30 protein-coding genes and 1 pseudogene are annotated in these 25,270 nt (G+C 71.9%); 16 read left to right on the forward strand and 15 right to left on the reverse strand.

All coding sequences use genetic code 11. The features are described 5' to 3' along the window. The first annotated feature begins 32 nt into the window (after nt 1–32). On the forward strand, nt 33–875 hold the full coding sequence (locus tag ACLJPY_RS06835; RefSeq protein WP_410587167.1) for an SAM-dependent methyltransferase: 843 nt from the start codon (nt 33–35) through the stop codon (nt 873–875). On the opposite strand, the gene ACLJPY_RS06840 is transcribed toward ACLJPY_RS06835, so the two are convergent. Beyond that, nucleotides 872–1,810 (reverse strand): patatin family protein, encoded by a 939-nt coding sequence (locus tag ACLJPY_RS06840; protein ID WP_410587168.1) that lies wholly within the window; start codon nt 1,808–1,810, stop codon nt 872–874. The two genes, ACLJPY_RS06835 and ACLJPY_RS06840, sit on opposite strands and share 4 nt — an antisense overlap. A gap of 107 nt (nt 1,811–1,917) precedes the next feature. On the opposite strand from ACLJPY_RS06840, the gene ACLJPY_RS06845 reads away from it, so the two are divergent. The 3 genes from ACLJPY_RS06845 to ACLJPY_RS06855 are packed head-to-tail and all read left to right on the forward strand — an operon-like array spanning nt 1,918 to nt 5,476. Further along, nucleotides 1,918–2,463 carry a PadR family transcriptional regulator gene (locus tag ACLJPY_RS06845; protein WP_410587169.1) on the forward strand — a complete coding sequence of 182 codons (546 nt, stop codon included), beginning with the start codon at nt 1,918–1,920 and terminating at the stop codon, nt 2,461–2,463. Continuing rightward, nucleotides 2,460–4,472 carry an FAD-dependent oxidoreductase gene (locus ACLJPY_RS06850; protein WP_410587170.1) on the forward strand — a complete coding sequence of 671 codons (2,013 nt, stop codon included), beginning with the start codon at nt 2,460–2,462 and terminating at the stop codon, nt 4,470–4,472. The genes ACLJPY_RS06845 and ACLJPY_RS06850 overlap by 4 nt, the downstream gene beginning before the upstream one ends. A 50-nt stretch (nt 4,473–4,522) precedes the next feature. Then, the gene (locus tag ACLJPY_RS06855) at nt 4,523–5,476 is read left to right on the forward strand and encodes a prephenate dehydrogenase (RefSeq protein ID WP_410587609.1); all 954 of its coding nucleotides are present in this window, start codon (nt 4,523–4,525) and stop codon (nt 5,474–5,476) included. On the opposite strand, the gene ACLJPY_RS06860 is transcribed toward ACLJPY_RS06855, so the two are convergent. Together ACLJPY_RS06860 and ACLJPY_RS06865 are read right to left on the reverse strand one after the other, a co-directional pair. Beyond that, complete coding sequence (locus ACLJPY_RS06860; RefSeq protein WP_410587171.1) at nt 5,477–5,674, reverse strand: antitoxin; 198 nt, start codon at nt 5,672–5,674, stop codon at nt 5,477–5,479. It lies immediately after the preceding gene. 21 nt (nt 5,675–5,695) lie between these two features. Continuing rightward, nucleotides 5,696–7,663, reverse strand: coding sequence for an FUSC family protein (locus tag ACLJPY_RS06865; RefSeq protein ID WP_410587172.1), 1,968 nt, complete (start codon nt 7,661–7,663; stop codon nt 5,696–5,698). 68 nt (nt 7,664–7,731) lie between these two features. Here ACLJPY_RS06865 and ACLJPY_RS06870 point away from each other — a divergent pair, with 68 nt between their 5' ends. Both ACLJPY_RS06870 and ACLJPY_RS06875 read left to right on the forward strand, forming a co-directional pair. Then, nucleotides 7,732–8,181 (forward strand): SRPBCC family protein, encoded by a 450-nt coding sequence (locus ACLJPY_RS06870; protein WP_410587173.1) that lies wholly within the window; start codon nt 7,732–7,734, stop codon nt 8,179–8,181. A 114-nt stretch (nt 8,182–8,295) separates the two neighbouring features. Then, a complete protein-coding gene (locus tag ACLJPY_RS06875; protein WP_410587610.1) occupies nt 8,296–9,045 on the forward strand; it encodes a polysaccharide deacetylase family protein in 750 nt (249 codons plus the stop codon). 371 nt (nt 9,046–9,416) lie between these two features. Here ACLJPY_RS06875 and ACLJPY_RS06880 read toward each other — a convergent pair whose 3' ends face one another. From ACLJPY_RS06880 to ACLJPY_RS06895, 4 genes and pseudogenes are all read right to left on the reverse strand, one after another. Beyond that, nucleotides 9,417–9,890, reverse strand: a complete 474-nt coding sequence (locus ACLJPY_RS06880; RefSeq protein WP_364245276.1) for a carboxypeptidase regulatory-like domain-containing protein — start codon at nt 9,888–9,890, stop codon at nt 9,417–9,419. Next, entirely contained in the window at nt 9,887–10,492 is a 606-nt protein-coding gene (locus ACLJPY_RS06885) for an RNA polymerase sigma factor (protein WP_410587174.1), read from the reverse strand. The genes ACLJPY_RS06880 and ACLJPY_RS06885 overlap by 4 nt, the downstream gene beginning before the upstream one ends. 428 nt (nt 10,493–10,920) lie before the next feature. Next, nucleotides 10,921–11,580: pseudogene (locus ACLJPY_RS06890) on the reverse strand (SGNH/GDSL hydrolase family protein); the annotation flags it as partial. Between the two features lie 9 nt (nt 11,581–11,589). Then, complete coding sequence (locus tag ACLJPY_RS06895) at nt 11,590–12,198, reverse strand: NAD(P)-dependent oxidoreductase (RefSeq protein ID WP_410587175.1); 609 nt, start codon at nt 12,196–12,198, stop codon at nt 11,590–11,592. A gap of 84 nt (nt 12,199–12,282) precedes the next feature. Between ACLJPY_RS06895 and ACLJPY_RS06900 the strand changes: the two genes are divergently transcribed. Next, nucleotides 12,283–12,846 carry a TetR/AcrR family transcriptional regulator gene (locus tag ACLJPY_RS06900; protein ID WP_410587176.1) on the forward strand — a complete coding sequence of 188 codons (564 nt, stop codon included), beginning with the start codon at nt 12,283–12,285 and terminating at the stop codon, nt 12,844–12,846. Here the strand turns inward: ACLJPY_RS06900 and ACLJPY_RS06905 are convergent. Beyond that, nucleotides 12,843–13,331: a GbsR/MarR family transcriptional regulator gene (locus tag ACLJPY_RS06905; protein ID WP_410587177.1), complete on the reverse strand. Its 489-nt coding sequence runs from the start codon at nt 13,329–13,331 to the stop codon at nt 12,843–12,845. The genes ACLJPY_RS06900 and ACLJPY_RS06905 overlap by 4 nt on opposite strands. Before the next feature lie 93 nt (nt 13,332–13,424). On the opposite strand from ACLJPY_RS06905, the gene ACLJPY_RS06910 reads away from it, so the two are divergent. Beyond that, nucleotides 13,425–14,321, forward strand: coding sequence for an ATP-binding cassette domain-containing protein (locus tag ACLJPY_RS06910; protein WP_410587178.1), 897 nt, complete (start codon nt 13,425–13,427; stop codon nt 14,319–14,321). After that, nucleotides 14,318–15,955: an ABC transporter permease gene (locus ACLJPY_RS06915; RefSeq protein WP_410587179.1), complete on the forward strand. Its 1,638-nt coding sequence runs from the start codon at nt 14,318–14,320 to the stop codon at nt 15,953–15,955. Before ACLJPY_RS06910 ends, ACLJPY_RS06915 begins: the two co-directional genes overlap by 4 nt. Here ACLJPY_RS06915 and ACLJPY_RS06920 read toward each other — a convergent pair. Next, nucleotides 15,952–16,419 carry a hypothetical protein gene (locus tag ACLJPY_RS06920; RefSeq protein ID WP_410587180.1) on the reverse strand — a complete coding sequence of 156 codons (468 nt, stop codon included), beginning with the start codon at nt 16,417–16,419 and terminating at the stop codon, nt 15,952–15,954. The two genes, ACLJPY_RS06915 and ACLJPY_RS06920, sit on opposite strands and share 4 nt — an antisense overlap. A gap of 40 nt (nt 16,420–16,459) precedes the next feature. After that, nucleotides 16,460–16,792 (reverse strand): hypothetical protein, encoded by a 333-nt coding sequence (locus ACLJPY_RS06925; RefSeq protein WP_410587181.1) that lies wholly within the window; start codon nt 16,790–16,792, stop codon nt 16,460–16,462. Between the two features lie 140 nt (nt 16,793–16,932). Between ACLJPY_RS06925 and ACLJPY_RS06930 the strand changes: the two genes are divergently transcribed. Further along, nucleotides 16,933–18,159: an MFS transporter gene (locus ACLJPY_RS06930; protein WP_410587182.1), complete on the forward strand. Its 1,227-nt coding sequence runs from the start codon at nt 16,933–16,935 to the stop codon at nt 18,157–18,159. On the opposite strand, the gene ACLJPY_RS06935 is transcribed toward ACLJPY_RS06930, so the two are convergent. After that, the gene (locus ACLJPY_RS06935) at nt 18,101–18,673 is read right to left on the reverse strand and encodes a TetR/AcrR family transcriptional regulator (protein WP_410587183.1); all 573 of its coding nucleotides are present in this window, start codon (nt 18,671–18,673) and stop codon (nt 18,101–18,103) included. The two genes, ACLJPY_RS06930 and ACLJPY_RS06935, sit on opposite strands and share 59 nt — an antisense overlap. Nucleotides 18,674–18,769: 96 nt before the next feature. Here ACLJPY_RS06935 and ACLJPY_RS06940 point away from each other — a divergent pair, with 96 nt between their 5' ends. Beyond that, nucleotides 18,770–19,201 (forward strand): nuclear transport factor 2 family protein, encoded by a 432-nt coding sequence (locus ACLJPY_RS06940; RefSeq protein WP_410587184.1) that lies wholly within the window; start codon nt 18,770–18,772, stop codon nt 19,199–19,201. A 267-nt stretch (nt 19,202–19,468) separates the two neighbouring features. On the opposite strand, the gene ACLJPY_RS06945 is transcribed toward ACLJPY_RS06940, so the two are convergent. From ACLJPY_RS06945 to ACLJPY_RS06955, 3 genes are all read right to left on the reverse strand, one after another. Then, entirely contained in the window at nt 19,469–20,257 is a 789-nt protein-coding gene (locus tag ACLJPY_RS06945) for a metal-dependent hydrolase (RefSeq protein WP_410587611.1), read from the reverse strand. 59 nt (nt 20,258–20,316) lie between these two features. Further along, entirely contained in the window at nt 20,317–20,670 is a 354-nt protein-coding gene (locus tag ACLJPY_RS06950) for an STAS domain-containing protein (protein ID WP_410562220.1), read from the reverse strand. 217 nt (nt 20,671–20,887) lie between these two features. Continuing rightward, a complete protein-coding gene (locus ACLJPY_RS06955) occupies nt 20,888–21,196 on the reverse strand; it encodes a WhiB family transcriptional regulator (protein ID WP_091305403.1) in 309 nt (102 codons plus the stop codon). Nucleotides 21,197–21,361: 165 nt separating this feature from the next. Between ACLJPY_RS06955 and ACLJPY_RS06960 the strand changes: the two genes are divergently transcribed. From ACLJPY_RS06960 to ACLJPY_RS06970, 3 genes are all read left to right on the forward strand, one after another. Next, nucleotides 21,362–21,778: an anti-sigma factor gene (locus ACLJPY_RS06960; protein WP_410587185.1), complete on the forward strand. Its 417-nt coding sequence runs from the start codon at nt 21,362–21,364 to the stop codon at nt 21,776–21,778. Continuing rightward, the gene (locus ACLJPY_RS06965; RefSeq protein ID WP_410587186.1) at nt 21,775–22,554 is read left to right on the forward strand and encodes a SigB/SigF/SigG family RNA polymerase sigma factor; all 780 of its coding nucleotides are present in this window, start codon (nt 21,775–21,777) and stop codon (nt 22,552–22,554) included. The genes ACLJPY_RS06960 and ACLJPY_RS06965 overlap by 4 nt, the downstream gene beginning before the upstream one ends. A 62-nt stretch (nt 22,555–22,616) precedes the next feature. Next, on the forward strand, nt 22,617–23,036 hold the full coding sequence (locus tag ACLJPY_RS06970; RefSeq protein WP_410587187.1) for an ATP-binding protein: 420 nt from the start codon (nt 22,617–22,619) through the stop codon (nt 23,034–23,036). On the opposite strand, the gene ACLJPY_RS06975 is transcribed toward ACLJPY_RS06970, so the two are convergent. Continuing rightward, nucleotides 23,037–23,537 (reverse strand): MarR family winged helix-turn-helix transcriptional regulator, encoded by a 501-nt coding sequence (locus tag ACLJPY_RS06975; RefSeq protein WP_410587188.1) that lies wholly within the window; start codon nt 23,535–23,537, stop codon nt 23,037–23,039. Between the two features lie 42 nt (nt 23,538–23,579). On the opposite strand from ACLJPY_RS06975, the gene ACLJPY_RS06980 reads away from it, so the two are divergent. Continuing rightward, complete coding sequence (locus tag ACLJPY_RS06980; RefSeq protein ID WP_410587189.1) at nt 23,580–24,557, forward strand: aldo/keto reductase; 978 nt, start codon at nt 23,580–23,582, stop codon at nt 24,555–24,557. Between the two features lie 18 nt (nt 24,558–24,575). After that, nucleotides 24,576–25,214, forward strand: coding sequence for a nitroreductase family protein (locus tag ACLJPY_RS06985; RefSeq protein WP_410587190.1), 639 nt, complete (start codon nt 24,576–24,578; stop codon nt 25,212–25,214). The last annotated feature ends 56 nt before the right edge of the window (nt 25,215–25,270 follow it).

The raw sequence follows: 25,270 nt of genomic DNA on the forward strand, positions 1-25,270 counted from the left end.
CCCGTGGCAGCATGGGCGCCGAAGGGGTGGCCATGATCAACCACGACGACGCGCTCAAGGCCGTCGAAAGCAGTCTCGACCGGCCGTCGGCCGCGCGGATCTACGACTACTTCATCGGCGGGGACACGCACTACGCCATCGACCGCGAGTTCGCCGAGAAGGTCCGCGCGCGGCTGCCGCTCATCGGCGACTACTGCCTGACCAGCCGTCAGTTCCTCGGCCGCGCGGTCCGGCAGTGCGTGCGCGAAGGCATCCGGCAGTTCGTCGACGTCGGGTCCGGTCTCCCGACCGCGGGCAACGTGCACGAGGTCGCCGACGAGGCACGGCCCGAGCTGGACACGCGGGTGCTCTACATCGACAACGAGCCGATCGCGCTGGCCCACTCGACGCTGCTGCTCGCCGACACCGCCGACCCGGAGCGCCACCACGCGATTGCCGCGGACTTCCTGCAGCCGGACGACCTCTGGGAGCGGGTGCGGGCCTCGGCGATCATCAACGTGCGCGAGCCGGTCGCGCTGGTGATCAACGCGGTCATGCACTTCGTCAAGGACGAGCAGAACCCGGACGAGCTGCTCGCCTTCTACCGCGAGCGGGTGGCGCCGGGCTCGTTGCTGGTGCTGTCGCAGATGACCAACGAGAACCCGGTGAACGAAGACGAGCGGCAGGCGCTGCTCGACCTGCTCGAGTACTACGAGACGACGACGAACCCGGGTTTCCTGCGGACGATGGCGGAGTTCGAACGCTTCTTCGGCGGCTGGCCGATGCTGGAGCCGGGGCTGGTCTACGCGCCGGCGTGGCACCCGGACGAGCACACCGTGTTCGCCGGTTCGCCGTCCGAGTCGCGGGTGATCGGCGGCGTCGCGCGCAAGCCCTAGGAGGCTTCGCGCAGGTCGTCCAGCACTTCCAGGACCGCGTTCTTCCCCAGTTCGACGGCTTTGCGCAGCACTTCGGGGTCGCGTTCCAGCACCGCCACGTCCGGCGCGCCCGCCGGTGGGCGGACGCTCAGGATGCGCGGGTCCGACGCCAGGTTTTCTTCGTCTTCGACGTCCCGCCGGTAGGTGTCCTGCCAGGCCGGGATGGCGCCGGGTGCTTGGCGGCGCAGGAATCGCGGCACGACGACGTCGTGCACGCGCGGCGGCCGCACCGGCAGTTCGTCGGCGCGGCGGGTGCGCAGCACGAGGACGTCGGTCGCGCCCTGGGCCAGCGCGGTGCGGTACGGGATCGGCTCGGCCACGCCGGCGTCGACGAACCGGCGGCCCGCCATCGGGATCGGCGGTCCGGCCAGTACCGGCATGCAGGACGACGCGGCGAGCGCGATCTTGATGGCGTCGACGTCGTCGAGGAAGGGGTGCAGGTCGGTGGACTCGCCCGTGTCGGCGTCGGTGGCCAGCGGGTGGAACGTCACGGGGTTGGCGAGGATGGCCGGGAAGTCCATCGGTTCCAGTACCGAATAGACCTGGTGGACGAGGTATTCGAGGTCGATCACGGCGCGGCCGCGCAGGGTGTGCAGCGGGTTGATGATCCGGCGCATGACGACCGGGTTCCACCAGGTGCGGACGCCGGTCGAGGATCGGCCGCAGAGCAGCCAGGCGCCGTTGAGCGCGCCGGCCGAGGAGCCGTAGACCGCGTCGAACGCGGGGGTGACGCCGAGTTCGTCGAGCGCCAGGACCATGCCGCTGGAGTACGTGCCGCGGCTGCTGCCGCCTTCGATGACGAGCGCGAGCCGCCGGCCGTCGGTGCGTTCGCCCGGCACACTGTCCGCCGCCATCCGTTCGGAGATGAGTTCGAGTACCGGGTGCACTCCTCCCATCCTGGTCTTTTTGCGCGCGGAGTCGACCCGTTTTGTGAAGACCCCCGCGCGGGTGAAGTGATGCGCGCCTCGTTGCACTGCAACTCGTTGCATAGCACCCTCCAACCATGGCACTGGAGCACGCGATCCTCGTCTCGCTGTCCGAGCGCGCCGGCTCGGGCTACGAGCTCACGCGCCGGTTCGAGAAGTCGATCGGGCTCTTCTGGAGCGCCACCCACCAGCAGATCTACCGCGTGCTGAAGCGGATGGAAGAGGCCGGCTGGGTGGCCGTCGACGTCGTCGCGCAGTCGGGGCGCCCGGACAAGAAGGTCTACACCGTCAGCGACGCCGGACGCGCGGAGCTGGTCCGCTGGCTGGCCGAACCGGACCCGTCCGCCGGGCCGGTCGAGCTGGCCGTGAAGATCCGCGGCGCCACTTTCGGCGATTCCGCGAAGGTCGCCGAGGAGATCGTCCGGCACCGCGCCCGGCACGCCGAACGCCTCGACGTCTACCGCCAGATCGAGAAGCGCGACTTCCCCGCGCCGGCCGCGCTGACCGGCCAAAACCTGCACCAGTACCTGGTCCTGCGCGGCGGCATCCGCGTCGAAGAGGGCCAGGTCGAGTGGTTCGACGAAGTGCTCGCCGCCCTCCACCACCCGAAGGACGCCCGATGAGCCCGTACCCGCACCTGCTGTCCCCGCTCGACCTCGGCTTCACGACGCTGCGCAACCGCGTCCTGATGGGGTCGATGCACACCGGCCTGGAAGACAAGGCGTCGCACTTCCCCGAGCTCGCCGAGTACTACGCCGAGCGCGCCCGCGGCGGGGTCGGGCTGATCGTCACCGGCGGGTTCGCGCCGAACCGCACGGGCTGGCTGCTGCCGCTCGCGTCGAAGCTGACGACGTCCGCCGAAGCGCGGCAGCACCGGCAGCTCACCGCACCCGTGCACGAGGCCGGCGGCAAGATCGCGCTGCAGGTCCTGCACGCGGGCCGGTACGCCTACCACCCGCTGAGCGTGTCGGCGTCGAGCATCAAGGCGCCGATCAACCCGTTCCGGCCGCGGGGCCTCACGAACCACGGCGTGCGCAAGCAGATCGACGCCTTCGCGAACTGCGCCGCTCTCGCGCGCGAAGCGGGCTACGACGGCGTCGAGATCATGGGCTCCGAGGGCTACCTGATCAACCAGTTCCTGGCCGAGCGCACCAACAAGCGCACCGACGCCTGGGGCGGCACGCCGGCGAAGCGCCGCCGGTTCGCCGTCGAGATCGTCAAGCGCACCAGGGAAAAGACCGGCGACGACTTCATCATCGTCTACCGGCTCTCCATGCTCGACCTCGTGCCGGGCGGCCAGCGCTGGGAGGACGTCGTCGCGCTCGCCCAGGAAGTCGAGGCGGCCGGTGCGACGATCATCAACACCGGCATCGGCTGGCACGAGGCCCGCGTGCCGACGATCGTGACGTCGGTGCCGCGCGCGGCCTTCACCTGGGTGACCGGGAAGCTCAAGCCGCACGTGGGCATCCCGGTCATCACGTCGAACCGGATCAACATGCCGCAGGTCGCCGAGGAAGCGCTGAGCAGCGGCGACGCCGACCTCGTGTCGATGGCCCGGCCGTTCCTCGCCGACCCTGAGTGGATCCGCAAGGCCGAAACCGGCCGCGAGGACGAGATCAACACCTGCATCGCCTGCAACCAGGCCTGTCTGGACCACGCCTTCAAGCGCAAGCTCGTGTCCTGCATGGTGAACCCGCGCGCCGGCCACGAAACGACGCTGACGCTCTCTCCGACCCGGCGGTCGAAGCACGTCGCCGTCGTCGGGGCCGGTCCGGCGGGTCTCTCCGCCGCGACCGCGCTGGCCGAGCGCGGGCACAGCGTCGAGCTGTTCGAAGCCGACGACGAGATCGGCGGCCAGTTCGGCATCGCGCGCAAGATCCCCGGCAAGGAGGAGTTCGCCGAGACCATCCGCTACTACCAGCGGCGGCTCGAAGTGACCGGCGTGAAGGTGCACCTCGGAACACGCGCGAAAGCCGCCGAGCTCACCGGCTTCGACGAGGTCGTGCTGGCCACCGGCGTCGCGCCGCGCGTGCCGTCGCTGCCCGGCATCGACCACCCGAAGGTGCTGTCGTACGTCGACGTCGTGAAGCACGGCAAGCCGGTCGGCGAGCGGGTCGCGGTGATCGGGGCCGGCGGCATCGGCGTCGACGTCAGCGAGTTCCTCACGCACACCGCGTCCCCGGCGCTGGACCGGGCCGCGTGGATGGCCGAATGGGGGGTCACCGACCCGGAACAGGCGGCGGGCGGGCTCACCGAACGCCGGCCCGAGCCGTCGCCGCGACACGTGTACCTGCTGCAGCGCAAGAAGTCCGGGATCGGTTCCGGCCTCGGCAAGACCTCGGGCTGGGTGCACCGGGCCGCGCTGAAGGCCAAGCGCGTCGAGCAGCTGCCCGGCGTCACCTACGAGCGGATCGACGACGACGGCCTGCACATCACCGTCGACGGCCGCGCACGGCTCCTGGAAGTCGACACGGTCATCATCTGCGCCGGTCAGGAACCCGTGCGGGACCTCGCCGGCGAACTCCGGGCCGCGGGGCTGCCGGTGCATCTGATCGGCGGGGCCGACGTCGCCGCCGAACTCGACGCGAAACGCGCCATCGACCAGGGAACGAGGCTCGCCGCCGCGCTGTAGCCCGAACAGCGTCCGGCACTGGCAGGATGGGCCCCGTGCGAGACGTATGCGTGATCGGGCTCGGGCTGATCGGCGGGTCGCTGCTGCGCGCGGCGGCCGCCAGCGGCCGGACGGCGTTCGGCGCCGCGGTTTCCGAAGTGGACGCCGACGCGGCCAGCAGAGCGGGCTACGACGTCACGACCGACGTCGAAGCGGCCCTGCACCGGGCCGCGGCCGAGGACGCGATGGTCGTGCTCGCCGTGCCGCTGCCGGCCGTCGAAGACCTGCTGCGCCTGGTCAACCAGCACGCGTCGCACTGCCTGCTCACCGACGTGACCAGCGTGAAAGCGCCGGTACTGGACGCGGTCCGCCGCCGGGTGCCGTACACGCGGTACGTCGGCGGGCACCCGATGGCCGGCACGTCGAACTCGGGCTGGCTGGCCGGGGACGCCACGCTGTTCCAGGGCGCCGCGTGGGTGGTCGCCGTCGAGGACGACACCGACCTCGAGGCCTGGGCGGAGGTGGCGAAGCTCGTGCTGGACGTCGGGGCGCACGTCGTCCCGCTGCCGGCGGAGTCGCACGACGAGGCCGTCGCCCGGATTTCGCACCTGCCGCACCTGCTGGCGGCGATCCTGGCCACCGTCGGTGCGGAGGGCGGTCCGCTGGCGATGTCGCTGGCCGCCGGGTCCTACCGCGACGGCACGCGGGTCGCCGGGTCGAACCCGCAGCTCGTCCGCGCGATGACCGAAGGAAACCGGGACGCGCTGCTGCCGATCGTCGACGAGGCACTGGGCCGGCTCGGCGCCGCGCGTGGCTCGCTGGCCTCGACCGGCGGGCTCGCGGCCACGATCAACGCGGGGTACGAAGGCGCGCAAGCGCTGGCGGCCAGCCTCGACGTCGAACGGGCGGGCGTCCGGATCAGCCTGTCCGCGCCGGACGCCCGGCAGGGCCTGATCGCGCTCGGCGAGCGCGGCGGCCGGATCACCGGGCTGTCCGACGGGATCGCGACCGGCGAGGTCCAGTAGTTACCGGTCGGGCGTGTCGTCGAACTTGTCGAGGAAGTCCTTCGCCTTTTCGACACCGGTGTCGATCTGGCTGTCGTGACCGGCGAACTTCGACTTCGCGAAGTCGGCGGCTTTGTCGAGGCCTTCCTCGATCTTGTCGTTGTGCTCGCGCAGGGCCTCTTCGGCCTTGCCCTTCAACGCTTCGAAGTCGATTCCCATGGGTGCATTGAACAGCACGCGTCACGTGCGCCGGTGGTAGGGCAGGAACCGCCGGACGAGCCGCGGGGGTGTGCGTTCGGCCAGGTCGGGGCCGCGGACGGCGTCGAACGCCGACTCCAGCTGGTCCACCACCCCGGACAGCTGCCGCGCGTCCGGCAGCGGCATCGACCGCGGCTCCCGCTGCTCCCGCACGGCCGAGGCGAGCTCCGCCAGCGCGTCGGTGAGCAGCTCGACGTCGGCCGGCTCCGGCGGCGGCACACCTCGCCCGATCGTCACGCCGACCTCGGTGACGGCGTCCGCGACGCGCTCCTGCGCGGCGATCACCGGCCACCACGCCACCGCCCGGCGGCCGTGCGCCGACGGCTCGACGACGGCCTGCTGGAACGCGGTCCGCAGGTCGGCCAGGGCCCGGTAGGCCCCGCGCCGCGCCCGTGACCGGGTCAACCGCGCCTCGCCCGAGGACGCCTCGACCAGCGCGTGCGAGACGTACTTCGCGACCGTGTCGAGGCTGTCGGCCAGGCGCCCGCCCACCCGCGGCCGACGGCTGCCCGGCCACAGCAGGTAGCCGAAGACGAGCACGATCACGCAGCCCAGCACGGTGTCGACCAGCCGCGCGAGCACCACGCTCCAGTTGCCGGTGTGCGCCAGCCCCATCTGCAGGATGATCAACGGCGTCACGAAGGCGCTCTGGATGCCGTAGTTGCGCACCTTCCCCACCGCGATGCCGCCGGCGAAGACCGCGCTGAGCGCGACCAGGACCCAGCCGTTCGCGCCGAGGCCGAGCACGGCGGCGCCGATCCCGACGCCGATGACCGTGCCGATGCCGCGCAGCACCGCGCGGCCGAAGACGGACCCGAAGTCCGGCTTGAGCACGATGCCGACGGTCAGGGTGATCCAGTACGAGCGCTCCAGCGGCACGAGCAGGCCGACGACCTCGGCGATCGCGACGCACAAGGTCAGCCGCAGCGCGGCGATCCACGTCAGCGGGCCCGAGGCGAGCGAGCCCGCCCAGTCCCGCAGGCGGCGGTGCCAGGGCGCCGGCTGACGGCGCTTGCGGTCGTCGCCCTTGCCGATCCGGACCAGTCCCGCGTACAGCGCGGCGAGCACCGGGTCGGCGTCATCGGGCGGCGGGGGTGGCGGTGGCGGCAGCGGCTGGCCGGCGAGCACGGCCGCCGACAGCGCGACGAAGTGGTCGATGACCTCCGCGGCCGGGCGGCGGCCGGCGTTGACCATCGCCACCGACGCCTCCACCGCGGGCGTCGTCGCCGAAAGCAGGTTGAGCAGCTGCCGGTAGGCGGCGTCGCGGCCGGACAGCCAGGACCGCGCGGTCAGGAGCTGGTCGTAGGCGGTGTTCATCGCCGTGGTCAGCCGGTGGCGGGCCACCCGCGAGACGGCTTCGTCGGTCGCCGACAGCATCGCGGCGAGCTCGACGTAGACGTGCGCGACGGCGGTGCGCTCGGGGCTGGTCGCCCGGACGGTCCAGGTCAGGAGGGCGACCAGGTAGCTCCAGGCGGCGCCGAGGCAGAAGCAGGCGAAGAGCACCTCGACGCGGACGCCGGTCGCGTGCTGCCCGGTGGCGAGCACGCAGAACACGAACATCTGCAGCCCGGCGACGGAGGCGTTGCTGCCGGCCGCGCTGATCACCGCGGACACCGCGGCGACCAGGACCACCGCGGGCACCGACAGCGCCGGCGTGCCGCCGGTGAGCAGCCCGGCGAGGTAGCCGGCGGTCGCGGCGAGCGTCGCTCCGCCGAGCCGCCGGGCGCGGTAGCGGTAGGGCCCGGCCGATTCGGACAGCACGGCGGGCAACGCGCCGGTCGAGATGAGCGCACCGACGGCGATGTCCCCCGCCGCGTACGCGATCGCCAGCGGGACGGCCAGCGCGACCACGGCCCGGGCGACCATGTTCCACGGCACCGGCACCGGCGAGCTGCGCAGGAGCTGGACCAGCCAGTGCGGCGCGGCGAGGTCGGGGCGCGGCGTGCTCACCCCTTCATCTTGACCTACGCGCTCGGACGCGATTAATTATCAACCTGTCAACAACGCGGGAGGTACCGGTGGGTAGGAAGTACTCGTACGAGGTCAACCGCACGAGCACCGCTTCGCCGGAGGCGTTGTTCGCGCTCGAGGCGCACGGCCCGCGCTGGGGCGAGTGGGGAAAGCCACTCATCGTGCAGGCCCGCTGGGCGCGGCAGGGCACCGGAGAGCCCGACGGCGTCGGCGCGGTCCGCGAGGTCGGCCTGTGGCCGGTGCTGATCCGCGAGGAGACACTGGAGTACGAGCCCGGCCGCAAGCACGTCTACGGTTTCGCCGGCGGCAAGCCGATCAAGGACTACCGCGCCGAAGTCCGCTTCACTCCGGCGCCCGGCGGGGGCACGCACCTGCGGTGGACCGGCTCCTTCACCGAACCAGTGCGCGGGAGCGGGCCCCTGCTGGCCGCCACGCTCCGGACCGTGATCCGCCTGTTCTCGGCGAAGCTGGTCAAGGCAGCCGAAACCGGACGCTGACCCGGGTGGCCCGGGCCACACGAGATCATCCCGCGCAACGTTCCGGCCCCCTTCCGCGTCACCCTTTCGAGTAACACACGAAAGGGGGAAAGCGTGAGGAAGCGCTTGACAGCCGTGATCGCCGCGGCCGCCTTGGCTTTGACCGCGTGTTCGGGCCACGACGCGGAACAGCGCGAGCCCGGCACCAGCCAGCCGAACCCGGCACCCCAGGGCGCGAACCCCGACGTGAAGACGTCGGCGCCGTACCCCTTCGGCACGGTCCAGCAGAAGGTGCCGCCGATCGAGAACGGCCAGGTCCCGCTGATCCGCCGGATCACCACGGACAAGCCGTACGTTTTCTTGACCATGGACGACGGCGCCGTGCCGGACCCCGCCGCGCCGAAGCTGATGCAGCAGAACGCGACCCACCCGGTGCTGTTCCTGAACCAGAAGTACGTGAAGGGCCACGAGGCCTACTTCAAGCAGATCCTCGACGCGACCGGCGCCACGCTCGGCGACCACACGGTCGACCACCCGAACCTCAAGGGCAAGCCGTACGAGTTCCAGCGCAAGGAGATCTGCGACGACGCCGACGACTTCCAGAAGAGCCTCGGCGTCCGCCCGTCGCTGTTCCGCCCGCCGTTCGGCAACTACGACCAGAACACGCTGAAGGCGGCGGCGGCGTGCGGCATGCGCGCCGCGGTGCTGTGGACGGCCGCGGTCAACGACGGGGTCGTCCAGTTCCAGTCCGGCGACAAGCTCAAGCGGGGCGACATCGTGCTGATGCACTTCCGCAAGACGTTCACCGAGGACTACACGGCGTTCGTGGAGCGGGCCAAGAAGGACGGGCTCATCCCCGTCCCCCTGGCCGACTTCCTGGGTTAAAGCACGACGTCCCGGGCGGTCGACCGGCCGGAAGGGGTGGCGGCTGCGAGCGACCAAGCGGCTCGGCCGCCATTACCTTCGCGTGGCGGCGAGCCGCGCGAGGGCTTTTGGAGAACGCCTCCCCGAGCAGGCGCACACCGGCGGCTCCCCGTCCGTCAAGGCGACTACCTGCGGCGATCACCACGTCCAGGCGACTGACCGGCACGGGGTCGCGGGTGCGGGCCACTGAGCGGCTCGGCCGCCCACAGCCGCCACCGTCGCGGCGGCGAGCCGCGCGGGGGCCGGTGGCCGGTGCGGCGTCCGGAAAGCTCACATCTCCAGCGGGCCAAGAAGGACGGGCTCATCCCCGTCCCCCTGGCCGACTTCCTGGGTTAGAGCACGACCGTCGGCGTCACGATGGTCCGGCGGCACGACACGTCACCCAGGTGCACGAGGATCTGCGTCGTCCCGCGTGGCACGTTGTCCAGCACGAACCGGCCGCCTTCGTCGGCCGTCGTCGAGGATGTGCCGTGCTCGGCGACCCGGACCTCGACGCCGTACTGGCCGGCCGGGACCAGCCAGCCGTCGATGCGGTGCAGCTTGCCCATCTTGGTCAGGTTGATCATCACCGTCAGGTCGCTGACGGTGAACGTGATCGTGCCGGTGCCGCCGCCGCGGACGCCGGCCAGGTTGTCGAGCCGCTCCCAGCGGGCGACCTCGACGTCGAGGTCTTCGAGCGCGAGCGCGAACTGGACCCGCTGCACCAGGTCACCCGGTGGCGGGTCCAGTTCGTCGAGGAAGCGGCCGACGCCGGCCAGGATCAGGTCATCGGAAAAGGCCTCGCCCGGCGCTCCGAGGTCGTTCATCGGCTTCCCCCTTCACTGGCGAGGAGATCGCGCATCTGGTCGAGGCAGCGCCCCCTGGTCGGGCCGACACTGCCGCGCGGCATGCGCAGCGCCTCGGCGACGAGCTGGTACTCCGCGCGGCCCGCGAGCACGGTCAGCCGGAGCAGTTCCTGACAGCGGTGGGGCAGCCGGACGAAGGCGCGCCAGACCCGGCGGTCGCGGTCGGCGCGGACGGCTTCGTCTTCGGGTGCCGGCTGGGTGCTCGGCATCGCCTCGGCGACCTCGTCGCTCAGCGGCACCGGCTGCATGCGACGGCCGAACGGGTGGGTGGCCTCACGCCGGGTCGTGGTGATCAGCCAGGCGGCGAGGGCCTTGGGGTCGCGCAGCTTTTCGAGCTGGCTGAAGAGGGCGAGCCAGACGGTTTGGACGACGTCTTCGGCCACCGAGCGGTCGAGCCCGTTGGCCCGGGCGACGTGCCAGACGAGCGGGGTCAGCTCTTCGACGAGGCGGGCCATCGCCCGGCGGTCACCGTCTCTGGCGGCCTGCATGCACGCAGCGTGCAGCTCGGCGCCGGTCAGGCCCTCCCAAGGCGGATCTACCTCTGTGGTTTGCACGTCGGTCACCGTATCTGCCCCTCTTCGGAAGAGTCTTCGAGTCGGCATTGGCAGTATCGCGGTTCCTTCGGGGGGAAGGAGCGTGCAGGTGGATCTCGGATGCATCAAGGTCACTTACTTCGTCGGTCGTGCACTACCGGACAGTGGCGGGTCGTCGAGGTACCGGCCGGCGCGAGCGGGTGGTCCCGCACCGGCCGGTACTCCCCTCCCTCAAGGACCCGCTCCCCAACGGGCCCCGCCGGATGTCCCCTCCCCCGAAGGGCACCCGGCCGACGGTGTCCGGCAGCCCCCTCGGCTCCCGGCCACCGCGTTCACTCCGAACTCGACACCCCCTGTCGTGTTCCTCCGTGCTTGGCTGCTCCACAGGACGCAGTGGGGACACCGCCAGATACCTCAACCGCCGGCTTTTTTTCGAAATCGACGCAGCGCGGCCAACCGATCACCGCGCGTGCCAACGTCCCCGCCCAGCGGGCGTAGCCGGCGGGTCCCGGGTGGAACCGGTCGCTCGCGAAGGCGGCCGGGTCGAGCAGCGCCGGATCCATCGGCAGGTGCCGGACGCCGGGGATCCTCGCCAGCGTCGCGGCCGCGCGGTCCAAAGCGGTGGAACGAGCGGCGAGGACGTCACGCAGGGGACGCGGCAGCGCCGGGAAGCGGGACATCGGCGGCACCCCCGCCAGGAGGACGTCGACCGGGCCGAGCCGCCGGCGCACGTCGAGCACCAGCCGCAGGAGGTCACGGCGGTAGGCCGGAGCCGTCCTGAGCTCGATGGTGTCGTTGACGCCGAGGGCGATCACGACCAGGTCGGCCGGGCGCAGCAGCGGGACCAGCTCGGTGCGGGTCACCCGGGCGTTGGCGCCGGTCCGGCCGACCGCCTGCCAGCGGACCGCCCGGCCGTCGCGGGCCAGCTCGCGGGCGAGGCAGCCGGTGAGCGCTTCCTCGTGACCGGCCGCGCCGACGCCGTCCACTGTGGATTCGCCGAGGACGGCCAGCCGGAACGGTTCGCCGTCGCCCGGGACGAGTCCCTCCGTGGGTCCCGCCGCACCCGGGAGCCGCGGGGTCTTGCGCTTGACGTAGAGAGCTTGAGCGAGGAGCACCATGACCCGACGTTAGCCGTGGGCGATCGATACCTTCCGCCTGATCAGCGTGGGGTCCGCCACGGCGTCGAGCAGGTACGCGGCGACGTCGGCACGCCGGATGGTGAACGTGCGGACGTTGCCGTCGAGCCGGCTCGCGACCTTGCCGGTGCGCGGCCCGTTCAGCAGCATCGGCGGCCGGACGATCGTCCAGTCCAGGTCACTGGCCGCGACCACCGCCTCCATCGCGAGCATGTCCGCCCAGCCGTGCTTGAGGAAGGTGTTGAGCAGCGGCTTGACGAGCGTCCGCGTGAAGACCCCGTCCCCCTCGGTGTGCATGCCGCTCGCGCTGACGACGAGCAGGCGCTTCGCCCCGGCGTCGATCGCCGCACGGGCGCCGTCGACGCAGACCGTGGTCGGCCCGCGCTCGCGCGAGCCGACCGCCGAGATCACCGCGTCCCGGCCTTGGACCGCGGCCGCGAGCTTGTCGTGGTCGGCGAACCCCGCGACCACCACTTCGGCCGGCCACCGCAGCTTGGCCGGGTCGCGCACGACGGCGGTGACGTGCCAGCCGCGGTCGAGCGCCTGCTTGACGACCTCGCCGCCGACGCCGCCGGTGGCTCCCAGCACGGTGATCCGCATGGTGTCTCCTTCGTGGTTAGTGAACACTCACCAGGTAGGGTGAGTGTTCACTAACCGAGCTGAGAACGCACTCAGGGAGCCGCCATGGGAAGCCGCGAAGAGATCATCGCCGCGGCCGCGAAGGTGATGCGCGAGCAGGGCTACGCCCACGCCACCACCAAGGTCATCGCGCAGACCGCGGGGTATTCGGAGGCGATGCTCTACAAGCACTTCCGCGACAAGACCGACCTCTTCCGCAGCGTGCTGGCCGAGGAACTGCCCGCGCTGGGGGCCACGCTGGCCGAACTGACCGCGGACCCCGGCCGGGCGCCGCTGCGGGACAACCTCGTCCGGGTGGCCCGGCTCGGCCTGGCGTTCTACGTCGACAGCTTCCCGATCGCCGTCTCGATGTTCTCGTCGCGGGAACTGCTGCGCTCGCACCGGGAGAGGCTGCGCGGGCACGGGCCGCACCTGCCGGGGAAGGGCGTCGCGGACTACCTGCGCGCCGAACAGGCGCTGGGCCGCATCAAGGCGGACACCGACGTCGAGGCGGCCGCGTCCCTGCTCCTCGGCGCGTGCTTCCAGCAGGCGTTCCTGGCCACGTTCGAGGAGCGGGAGCCCCCCGATCGCGCCGAGCGGCTCGCGGACGTCCTGCTCGCCGGCCTCTAGGCGTTCTTCGCCGCGCGGAGTTCGTGCCAGCGCTCGTACATGCGGTTGACCTCTTCCAGCATGAACGACAGGAAGTCCCGCATCTCCGCGAGCCGCTTGCCCGCCGGAGTGTCCTCGCCGAGGGCTTCGATGCCGTTCTCGGCCGCGTCGCGCCACATCATGATCATGCGGTCGCGCTTCATGAAGGTGGCGTACCAGAGGTCGTCGTAGAGGCGGTAGTGGTCGCGGCGCTCGCCGGGTTCGCGCTCCTTCGTCACCAGGCCGATCTGCTCGAGGTAGCGCACCGCACCGGACACGGCCGCCGGGCTGACCGACAGCTGCGCGGCCAGGTCCGCCGCGGTCAGGCGGCCCTCGTCGGTGGTCATCAGCGCGGCGAACACCCGCGCGGGCATGCGCTGCATGCCGATCTGCGAAAGCACGAGCCCGAGGTTCTCGACGTACCGGCGGACGGCGTCTTCATCCCGCTTCGTGTCAGGCGTCGTCATCGGTCCATCCTCCCGTACGCCGCCCCGGCGATCACTTGATCTAGACATTTTCTTAACTTCACAACTTCGTGAAGCGAGTGTAGCTTCCGAACCATGGAAAACGCCATTTCGGTCATCGACCTGCACAAGTCGTTCGGTGCGGCGATGGCCCTCGACGGCCTCGACCTGCAGGTGCCCGTGGGGGAGGTGCACGGCTTCCTCGGCCCGAACGGCGCCGGGAAGTCGACGACCGTCCGGGTCCTGCTCGGTCTGCTCCACGCGGACTCGGGGGAAGTTCGCGTGCTCGGCGGCGACCCGTGGAAGGACGCCGCGACCCTGCACCGCCGCCTGGCCTACGTGCCCGGCGACGTCAACCTCTGGCCCAACCTCTCCGGCGGCGAGGTGATCGACCTGCTCGGGCGCCTGCGCGGCGGCCTGGACGAGAAGCGCCGCGCCGACCTGATCGAGCGCTTCGACCTCGACCCGAAGAAGAAGGGGCGGACGTACTCGAAGGGCAACCGGCAGAAGGTCGCCATCGTCGCGGCGCTCGCCTCCCGCGTCGACCTGCTGATCCTCGACGAGCCGACGTCCGGGCTCGACCCGCTGATGGAAGCCACGTTCCAGTACGCCATCCAGGAGGAGCGCGAGCAGGGCCGGACCGTGCTGCTCTCCAGCCACATCCTCGCCGAGGTCGAGGCGCTCTGCGACAAGGTCAGCATCATCCGCAACGGCAAGACCGTCGAGTCCGGCACGCTCGCCGAGCTGCGGCACCTGACCCGGACGTCGATCACCGCCGAGCTCGCCGGCCCGCCGAACGGCCTGGCGGACCTGGCCAACGTCCACGACCTGAAGGTCGAGGGCAACCGCGTCCGGTTCGACGTCGAGACGCGCTCGCTCGACGACGCCCTGCGCCGGCTCACCGAAGCCGGCGTCCGCAGCCTGGTCAGCCAGCCGCCGACGCTGGAAGAGCTGTTCCTGCGGCACTACACGACCGAAGCGAGCGCGAAATGACCGCGACGCTCTCGCGCGCCGAAGCCGCGGTGGCGCCCGCGCACGAACTGGCCGGCACCTGGCACCTCACCCGTCTCGCGCTCCGCCGCGACCGGGTGATCCTGCCGATCTGGATCGTGCTGCTCAGCGTCGTCCCGGCGAGCACCGTCAACACGTTCACGCAGTTCTACCCGACCGTCGCCGATCGGCTGGCCCTGCAGGCGGGCGCGCACGCCAACCCCTCCTACGCGCTGCTCTACGGCCCGCCGTTCGACCTGACCACGGCCGGCGGGTTCATCGCCTGGCGCATGGGCGGGTTCCTGGCGCTGCTCACCGGGCTGATGGTCGTCTTCACCGTCACCCGGCACACCCGCGCCGAGGAGGACACCGGGCGCGCGGAGCTGCTCGCGTCCGCGGTGGTCGGCCGGTACGCGGCGCTGACGGCGGCGCTGCTGGTCGCCGGCGGCGCGAGCGTGCTGACCGGGCTGGTCCAGGCGGTCACGATGCTCGGCGCCGGCCTGCCCGCGGCCGGTTCGCTCGCCTTCGGCGCGGCGGAAGCGCTGGCCGGGCTGGTGTTCACCGCCGTCGCGGCGGTGGCCGTCCAGCTGGCCGGGTACTCCCGGACCGCCAACGGCATCGGGACCGCCGTGGTCGGGGCCGCGTTCCTGCTCCGCGGCGCCGGTGACTCCACCGTGGACGCCCGCTGGCTGTCCTGGCTGTCGCCGATCGGCTGGGTGCAGCAGGTGCGCGCGTTCGCCGGGGAACGCTGGTGGGTGCTCCTGCTGCCGGTGGTGCTCGCGCTGGTCACCGGCGCCACCGGGTACTGGCTGCTGCCCCGCCGGGACGTCGGCGTCGGCATCCTGCCGCCGCGGCCGGGCCCGGCGCGGGCCGCGGCGAGCCTGCGGTCGCCGTTCGCGCTCGCGTGGCGGCTGCACCGCGGCCCGCTGCTCGGCTGGCTCGTCGGCACCGCCGTGGTGGGCGCGGTGTTCGGGTCGATCGCCAGCGGCATCGGCGACCTCGTCGGGTCGAGCCCGCAGGCGCAGCAGATCTTCGCGCGGCTGGGCGGCAGCCACGCGCTGACGCAGGCGTTCCTCGCCGCGATGGCCGGGATGTTCGCCATGGTCGCGTCGCTGTACGGCGTCCAGGCGGTGCTGCGGATGCGCGGCGAGGAGACCGCGGCCCGGCTCGAGCCGGTGCTCGCCACCAGCGTGGGCAAGCTGCGCTGGGCGGGCAGCCACCTCGTGTTCGCCTTCTTCGGCACGGCGGCGCTGCTGCTGTCCGGCGGGGTGTTCATGGGCCTGGCCAACGGGCTGCGCACCGGCGACGTCGGCGGTTCGCTCGCGGACACGCTCGCCGGGATGCTCGTCCAGCTGCCCGCGGCCTGGGTGGTGGTCGCGCTGGCGATGGCGATCTTCGGGCTGGTGCCGGGCTTCTCGGCCGCGGCGTGGGCGGTCGGCGCGCTGGCGCTGCTGCTGAGCCTGTTCGGCCCGGTCGTCGACCTGCCGCAGGCGGTGCTGGACGTCTCGCCGTTCCAGCACCCGCCGAAGCTCCCGAGCCAGGAGTTCACCGCGACACCGCTCGCCTGGCTGCTGGCCGTCGGCCTCGTCGCGCTGGTGACCGGTCTGGCCGGCTGGAAGCGCCGGGACGTCGGCTAACGCACCCGCAGCTCGTGGCCGGGCCCGGCCACGAGCTGCACCTGCGGACCGGCCTTGCCGCACGCGGGGCCGTTCGGCTCGGAGAAGGACGGCGTCACCTCGACGCTGTGCGGTTTCCCGTCGTCGAAGCGGACGGTGACCCGCACCGGCTCGGCGGGCAGGTCCGGGACGTCCGCGAAGCCGTGCAGGCCGCCGGTCGGGACCATCGACGTGCCGCACGAGCTGTCCGGGCCGGTGCCCGTGCAGGTCGTCGCGCCCGCCGACGTCTCCGGGTAGAGGCCGACGTCGCGCGTGACGCACCGGCCGCGCCAGCAGGCTTCGAGCGTCGCCTTCGAGATGCCCTGCGGCGACGGGACGGACAGGCCGATGCCGACCGCGAACCCGATCGCCGGGCAGGCGACCTCCGGCCCGGTACAGCCGGCCGTCAGGGCGATAAGGACGGCGAACCCCAGTACGCGGTGCATGCCGACCGGACGGACCCGGCGGGCCGCCGGGTTGCACCGGTCAGTCGCGCCAGCCCGAAGTCAGCAGCAGCGGCGTCGAGGTCGGGGTCGGCGTGACCGGCGTGACCGACGTCGTCGACGGCACGGTGACCGCGACGACGCTCGTGGTGGTCGTCGGCGACGGGGTGTCGACCGAGGTGACCGTGGCCGGCGACACGGATTCGGTGACCGTGACCGGCACCGCGGACACGGTCCTGGTCGGCGGCGGGTCGGTGGTTTCGACGGTGTGCGGCGGCGTCCGGCCGGCGATGAGCATCGCGGCGACCAGCAGTCCGGTGGCGAACCCGGCGAGGCCGGTGACCGCGGCGGAGCCCCAGGTAGGTCGGCCGCTCATCCGGGCACCCCCTCGCCACGCGCAGCGCAGGTACGAGGACTAACTCGCGTTGATCTTACGTCCTGTTACCCGATGTGCATCTGGAGTCCGTACGACTCAACTTTCTTGCGCCTGATGCGCGCACGTGCCAGCTTGGCGGAATGGGGGTACTGCGGAACCGCGACTTCCGGCGGCTGTGGGTCGCCGACCTCGTGAGCCAGCTCGGCAGCCGGGTCGACGTCCTGGCGGTGCCGTTGCTGGCGGTCACCACGCTCGACGCGCCGGTCTTCGAGGTCTCGCTGCTGCGAACCGCGGCCACGCTGCCGTACCTGGTGCTCGGCCTGCAGGTCGGCGTCTGGTGCGACCGGATCCGCCACCGCCCGGTGCTCATCGCCGCCGACGTGGGCCGGGCCGTGCTGGTCGCGTCGATCCCGGTCGCCGCGCTGTTCGGGGTGCTCGGCATGCCCCAGCTGCTCGCCGTGGTCTTCGCCGTCGGCCTGCTCGGCGTCTTCTTCGACGTCGCCCACCAGACCTACGTCCCGCAGCTGGTCCGGCGCGAGCAGCTGCCGGAAGCCAACACCCGGCTGCAGACGAACCGGTCGCTGGCGGCGGTCGCGGGCCCGGGCCTCGCCGGGGTCGTCGTGCAGGCGCTCGGCACCGCGGCGGCGCTGGCCGTCGACGCCGTCAGCTACCTGTGGTCGGCCTGGTGGCTGCGTCGGATCGAAACGCCCAGCACGCGGCCGGAGCCGCGGGAGCGACGGCTGCTGCGCGAGATCGGCGAAGGGCTGCGGCTGGTCCGCGGCGACCGCGTCCTGCTGGCGATCAGCGCGCACGGCGCGGTGTCGAGCTTCTTCCAGTCGGCACACCTGGCGATCGTGGTCGCCTTCCTCGCCCGCGACCTCGGGCTTTCGCCCTGGGTGATCGGCGTGCTCGGCACGGCGTCGCTGACCGGCGCCCTCACCGCCGGGCTGACCGCGCGGTGGCTCGGCGACCGGATCGGCCAGGCGCGGGCCCTGTGGGGCGCGGCGGTGCTGTTCGGCCTGGCCTACCAGCTCTACCCGTTCACCGGCCGCGGCTGGGCGCTCGCGTGCTACGTCGCCGCTGGGTTCTTCACCAGCTACAGCGTGATCGTGCTGAGCGTCTTCGGCGTGAGCTTCCAGCAGGCCGTCACGCCGCCGGCGCTGCTGGGGCGGGTCAACGCCATCTCCCAGACGCTGGTGTTCGGCGTCGTGCCGCTCGGCAGCCTGCTCGGCGGCGCACTGGCCGGCGCGCTCGGCATGCGTGCCACGCTGCACGTCGCGGCGGCCGGTGTCCTGGCCTCGGCGGCGATCATGGTGTGGTCGCCACTGCGGAAGCTGCGTGACCTGCGGCCCGCAGACCGTCGATGACCACCCGGACCAGGTGCGCACTGCCCGGCGCGTACCGCTCGACGGCCAGGCACCCGACGATGAGCGCCCGCAGGTCGTCCCCGTCGATGTCGGACCGGACGGCCCCGGCGGCCTGCGCCCGGGCAAGCAGCTCCGCCAGCGCGGCGCGGAACTCCTCGCCGGCGCCGGCCTTGAAGGCGTGCCCGCTCGACTCGGCGAGGGCGTCGCAAATGGCCCGGTTGAGTGACGCCTGCTTGATGACGCGGACGAAGTAGTCGACGAAGACCGCACCGGGGTCGTCGGAGGTCGCGAGCGCCCGCGCTTCCTCGGCGAACTGCTGGATCCGTTCGAGGACGACGGCCTGGAACAGGGCTTCCTTGCTGGGGAAGTGCCGGTAGACGGTGCCGGCCCCGACCCCGGCGAGCCGCGCGATGTCATCGAGCGGCACGGCCAGGCCGTCGAGCGCAAAGGCCTCCTCGGCGGCGGCCAGCACCTTGGCCCGGTTGCGCCGCGCGTCGGCGCGCATCTTCTCCATCACGTTCTCCTCGTTGACAACCGGAGCGAGTGCTCCGTATCGTCGTAAGCGGGCCCACCGTTCCGATTCAACGTCCAGTCTCCCAGGAGAATTCCGATGTCGCGCACCGTGCCCGAAATCGCCGCTCTGGTCAGCAAAGGCATGTCCACCTTCGACGTCACCCCGTTCGCGGAGCTGTTCGCCGCCGACGCGGTGTTCGAAGTGCCGTTCCTCGGGCACCGGATCGAAGGGCGAGAGGCGGTCGTGGCGGCGCTGGCCGCCGGCGGCGACCGCGCGCGAGCGGCGGGCCTGACGAAGACGCAGGTCGCGACGACGTTGACGGACTCGGGCTTCGTGGTGGAGCTCGTGGTCTCCGGGCCGGGGATCGAGTTCGCCTCGTCGGTGGGGATCCTGACCGTCTCGGACGGGGAGATCACCGCCTACCGCGACTACCCGTACACCTCGGCGGCAGCTCGTCTCGAGAAGTCCTCGAATTCGAAGAGCCCCGGCCGAGCCGGCTTGGCCGAGGTGCCGCGGACCGAGACGTAATCGACATCGCGCGCAGTTATCCACATTGCTCGCAGTTGTCCACAGATTTGCCGGCCCCCCGATTTTGCAGGCCAGGGCCGATAGACTGGACTTGGGACGCCCCCCGGAGAGGGTGGGGGCCGCTTTTGGGGCGGTGGGATGGCCCCGCAGGCGGCACCGGGGCTCGGGCCGCCCGGGCGCCGGGCTGGAGCTCTCCGGCGAGCTGACCCGCCTCGGCTCCTGGTCCGTCCCAACGGGCAGATCGCCACACCGCCTCCGCCGAACGCCTCAAGGCGTGGTCGCGCGCTGGCTCGACGGCGGGATGAACAGCCGCTCGAACGTGCTCACCGCGTGGTCCCACACCCCCGGCACCAGCAGCACCCCCAGCAGCGCGAACACCGGGAAGATCAACCGCTTCTCGACCTTCTTGCCCGTCCGGAAGCGCAGCACCTTCGGCGGCCGGATCTCGTACCACGTCTCGCCGGCGATCGGGACCGGGAACAGGAACGGGCAGCCGGCTTCGGTCAGGGCGTCGCCCAGGCAGTGGGTCAGGCAGCCGGCCGCGACCGCGATGCCGAGCCAGCCCGAAATCGACGCCAGTTCACCCGCGCGGTCGGGTGGGGCCGTGAAGAACCACCAGGCCACCGCCGCGCCGCTCACCGGCAGAAGCCAGTCGCCGAGTGCGCCCTCGGCCAGCATCAGGCCGAACACGACCACGCCGACCACCGCCCACGGCCCGCCTTCGGTCGTCCCCCACGACGTCAGCAGGCCGAGGCCGGCCGCGAACAGGACCGTGTGGGACAGGTGGCGGTGCTTGCCGGAGACCTTCTCGTCGCGGGGGCCCTTCGTCAGGGCGTAGATGCCCGCCGAGACGCGGCGCAGCAGCCAGGACAACGCGCCCGTCAGCCAGCCGAGGAGGCGGGAAGCACTCGCGCCGGGGTGGTCCAGGTCCGGGAGCAGGGCGAACCCCGCGGTGGTCGCCGCGAAGACGACCGCCTGGTGCACCGAACCCACCCCGGCCGCCGGGGCCAGCGCCAAGCCCGCGCACCAGCCGGTCAGGGCATGCGTGCGCCCCATCATCGTGCCGTCCCCCAGGTCCGCGTACAGAAATCAGTCCGCGGAACCGTAGCGGGCGGTCAGGCTTGGGGGTCCTCCGACACGCTCAGGTGTTCGGCCACGCCGGTGAGCTCGATCACCCGGCTCACCGCGGGACTGGGGACGACCGCGAGTTCGACGTCCTGCTCGCCGGCCTGGCGTTGTGCGCGGAGCACCACGTTCAGCGCGGAGGAATCGAAGAAGGTCACCCCGGACAGATCGGCCACGACCCGCTGCGCGCGCTTGTCCGCGATCAGCCCGGCCAGGGCCTCCTGCAGCTGCGGACTGGTGAGCAGGTCGAGCTCGCCGGTGACCACCACCCGTGGCTCCGTCGCGTCGGTGTCCAGCGTGATGCCGAACCCGGGCGGGGTGGCGTTCTGGTCGGCTGCGGGCATGCAGTTTCTCCTCGTCAGGCGCTGCTCCTGCGCCGGGTACGCGCCTGTTGTCTCAAGCGGCAACCGTGTCACCGTGCCTTTCCAAGCTCGCGCCGGGCACGGTCAAGGCAACTCCGGGGCCAACCCTAACCCAGGATGCGGCCGCGCCCGCCACGGCCGCCGCCCTTTCGCGTGCACTGCTCACCGGCGATCGGATCCTGCCTGCTCAGCGCGCTGCTCAGTGCGCACTCATCGCCTTCCGGGCCGCCCTGCGCTGGCGCAGGAACAGCTGCCGCCGCTCGATCTCGCCGAGGCCGCCCCAGATGCCGTACGGCTCCTGTACGGTCATCGCGTGCTGACGGCACTGGGCCAGGACCGGACAGGTCTGGCAGATGGCCTTGGCCCGCGATTCGCGCCGCTCCCGCGCCGAACCCCGCTCGTTGTCCGTGTGGAAGAAAAGGCTGCTGTCCGCACCCCGGCACGAGCCGCGCAGCTGCCATTCCCACTCTTCAGCAACCACGTTGGGCAGCCGGCTCACGTCAGCCATGTCGTCCCTGCCTTTCCCAGGATCACCCGTGTCGACCGCTACATGCCCGCCGGTGGAGCGGATCAAACCCGGGTTTGGTTTGCTCACCCCACGGGCATCTCGCTGACCGGGCGTGGCAGACACCGCCGAATCCCCTGCAGCGCGAGTGCGGAGAAAGGAACAAACGTGGAGGACAACGCCCCGCTCGTCCCGGAAGGCGCGCAGGTCATCGAGGTGCGGACGGCAGCGATCCCGCACGTCGTGCCCACGCTGCGGACCATCGTGGCGGACATCGCGATGCGCCAGGACTTCGACCTCGACGCCGTCGAGGACCTCCGGATGGCGGTGGACGAAGCCTGCTCGCTGCTGCTGCCCGCGAGCGCGGACGGACGCCTCACCTGCGTCTTCTCCTGGAACGGGCCGCGCATCGAGGTCTCGGTTTCGGTGCTGGCCGACAGCGCCGAGCACGAAGACGACGCCGGTTTGTCCTGGCAGCTGCTGACCGCCCTCGCGACGACGGCCGAGCGCACGATCACCCCGGAGAACGGCCGCTACCTGTCCCGGGTGGACCTCGTCCGGGAAAGCCAGGCGACGGACTCGTGACCGATCCCGCCGGGAACAGCGGGAGCGACCTCGACGTCAGCGCGCTGTTCACCCAACTCGCTGCCCTGCCGGCGAACTCGCCGGAGCGCGAGCGCATCCGCGACACCCTCGTGCGCGCGCACCTGGAGCTGGCGCGGAACCTCGCCCGGAAGTTCCGCAACCGCGACGAGGCGATGGAGGACCTGGTCCAGATCGCCACCGTCGGCCTCATCCACGCTGTCGACCGGTTCGACCCCGCACAGGGGACGGACTTCCTGGCCTTCGCCGTGCCCACCATCTCCGGCGAGCTGCGGCACCACTTCCGCGACAACAGCTGGTCGGTGCGGGTGCCGCGGCGGCTCAAGGAGCTGAACGCGAACATCTCGGCCGCGCGCGAGGAGCTCACCGTGCAGCTCTCCCGCGCGCCGAAGCCGAGTGAGATCGCCGCGCGGCTCGGGGTGCCCATCGAGGACGTCTACGAAGGCCTCCGGGCCGGACAGGGCCGCTACGGCGCTTCGCTGGACCACCTGCTGGAGAACGCGGCGCACACCCGCTTCGGGGCGCCGGACGCCGAGCTGGGCCAGGCCGAGCTGCGCGAGGCGCTGCGGCCGATGCTGGAAAGCCTGCCGGAGCGGGAGCGCAAGATCGTCGCGCTGCGGTTCGGCTCGGGGATGAGCCAGTCGGACATCGCCCGCCGCGTCGGGGTGTCGCAGATGCAGGTTTCGCGGCTGCTGGCCGCGACGCTGAAGAAACTGCGGTCCGGCCTCGACGAATCCGAGCTGGCCGACGGCACCTGATTAGGCCATCTGCCGCCTGGGTACTTGCCGGGCGGTAGCGAACTCACTGGGAGGGGGACCGGATGACGACGTCGAGGACGCCGCAACGTCCAGCCACGGCCGCCGCCCCGCTCAGGGTGCTCCTCCCGGCCGACGTCACGGCGCCGGCGCTGGCGCGGCACGAGGTCCGCACGGCGCTGCTCCGGCTCGGCGTGGGGGAACGGCAGCTCGAGGACATCCTGCTGGCCACCTCGGAGCTGGTCACCAACGCCTTCGAGCACGGCGAACGGCCCCAGCGGCTCGAGCTGGAGCACGGCGGCGGCCGGTTGACGCTGCGGGTGCACGACACCGGCCGGCTGCTGCCCGAGCTGCGGGCGCCGTCCCCGGAGGAGGCCCGCAGCCGCGGGCTCGTCCTGGTCCAGGCACTGTCGCTGGACTGGGGCTTCGAACGCTGCCCGGGCGGCAAGTACGTCTGGGCGGTCTTCCCGCTGTCGGAGGCCTGATCAGCGCAGGTCCCGCGCGGCCGCGGTCTCCCCGATCCGCTGCCGGAACGGCTTGCGCTCCAGTGCCTCGAGGATGGCGTCCAGCAGGGCGCGCAGCGAGTACGGCAGCTCGGCTTCAAGTGTCTCCGCCGCTTCGGTCGTCGCCGTCCACTCCGCCTCGATCAGCGGCAGCAGGTCGCGCGTCTTCGCGGTGAGCGACACGATCCGCTGCCGGGCGTCGGCGCCGGGCTCGAGGCTCACAAACCCCGCGCGGTGCATCTGTGCGACGGTCTGGCTGGCCGCCGAGTGCGTCACGCGCATCTCGGCGGCGAGGTCGCGGATCGCCAGCGGGCCGCGGGCGAGCAACGCCCGCACCACCGGCGAGTACCGCGGCCGGTAGTCGTCGAGGCCGATGTCGGCGAGGAACCGCGCGACGTCGCCGTCGAGGATCTCGAGGACGTGCCGCATCCGGGTCCCGAGCCCCTCCGGACCCCGCTGTGCCGGCTCGGCGGTCATGGCCATGACCGCCGATCATAGGCGCCGGTCGTGTGCTTGGATCGGGACATGGAGAAGCGGAAGATCGCCCGGCTGGGCCGCGAGGTGTCCGTCGTCGGCCTCGGCTGCTGGCAGCTCGGGGCGGACTGGGGCGAGGTCGACGAGAACGACGCACTCGGTGTGCTGCACGCGGCCGCCGACAACGGTGTCACCTTCTTCGACACCGCCGACGTCTACGGCGACGGCCGCAGCGAGCGGCTGGTCGGCCGGTTCCTCGCCGAGCGCGGGGACGTGTTCGTGGCGACCAAGATGGGCCGCCGCGTCGAGCAGGTGCCGGAGAACTACGTCGCGGAGAACTTCCGCGAGTGGAACGACCGGTCGCGCCGCAACCTCGGCGTCGACACGCTCGACCTCGTCCAGCTGCACTGCCCGCCGACGCCGGTGTACTCCTCCGACGCGGTGTACGACGCCCTCGACGCGATGGTCGAGGAAGGCCGCATCAAGGCGTACGGCGTGAGCGTCGAGACGGCCGACGAGGCGCTGACGGCGCTGGCGCGGCCCCAGGTGGCTTCCGTGCAGATCATCCTCAACTGCCTGCGGCTCAAGCCGCTGGAGCGCGTGCTGCCCGCGGCGACGCAGGCGGGCGCCGGGATCATCGCGCGGGTGCCGCTGGCGTCCGGCCTGCTGTCCGGGCGCTACACCGCGGACACGGAGTTCGCGGAGAACGACCACCGCAACTTCAACCGCCACGGCGAGGCGTTCGACGTCGGCGAGACCTTCTCCGGCGTGCCGTACGAGGTCGGGCTGCAGGCCGTCGAGCGGCTGCGCGGGCTGGTGCCGTCCGGGCAGACGCTGGCGCAGTTCGCGCTGCGCTGGATCATCGACCAGCCGGGCGTGAGCACGGTGATCCCGGGTGCTCGCAACGCGGAGCAGGCCTCGGCGAACACCGCGGCGGCGGCGCTGCCCCCGCTGCCCGAAGAGGCGCTGGCGGGTGTCCGCGAAACCTACGACGAGCTGATCCGGCCGCTGGTGCACGATCGCTGGTAGGCCCGGCATGATGGGCCGATGATGACGCCCGAAGAGCTCCTGACGACCACCAGGACCGTCCGCAAGCGCCTCGACTTCGAGCGCCCGGTGCCGCTCGACCTGGTCAAGCACTGCGTGCAGGTCGCGCTGCAGGCGCCGAGCGGTTCCAACACGCAGCGGTGGCAGTGGCTGGTCGTGACCGACCCGGGGCAGCGCGCCGCGCTCGGCGGGATCTACCGCCGGGCGTGCTACGAGTACCTGGAGTCGTCGCGGGCGGCGGGCAAGCTGTTCGCCGACGACCCCGAGCGGTCGAAGGTGCAGCAGCGCGTCGGCGACAGCGTCGCGTACCTGGCCGACCGGATGGGTGACGTGCCGGTGCTCGTCGTCCCCTGCCTCGAGACGGATGCGACGGAACTGCCGCCGGGCAACCAGGCCGGGCTGTGGGCCTCGCTGCTGCCCGCGGTCTGGAGCTACATGCTCGCGGCGCGTTCGGTGACGCTGGGCACGGCGTGGACGACGCTGCACCTGAAGTACGAGCAGGAGGCGGCCGAGGTGCTGGAGCTGCCGAAGAACGTGCACCAGGCCGCGTTGATCCCGACGGCGTTCTACACGGGCGAGACGTTCAAGCCGGCGGCCCGCCAGCCGCTGGAGGAGGTTCTGCACCTCGACCGCTGGTGACCACCCGTGAAAGCCTCCTTGCCGGGGCAGTTGGGGGACGTCGGCAAGGAGGCCGT

The sequence above is a fragment of the Amycolatopsis sp. lyj-23 genome (genome assembly GCF_046549135.1).
Lineage (GTDB): Bacteria > Actinomycetota > Actinomycetes > Mycobacteriales > Pseudonocardiaceae > Amycolatopsis.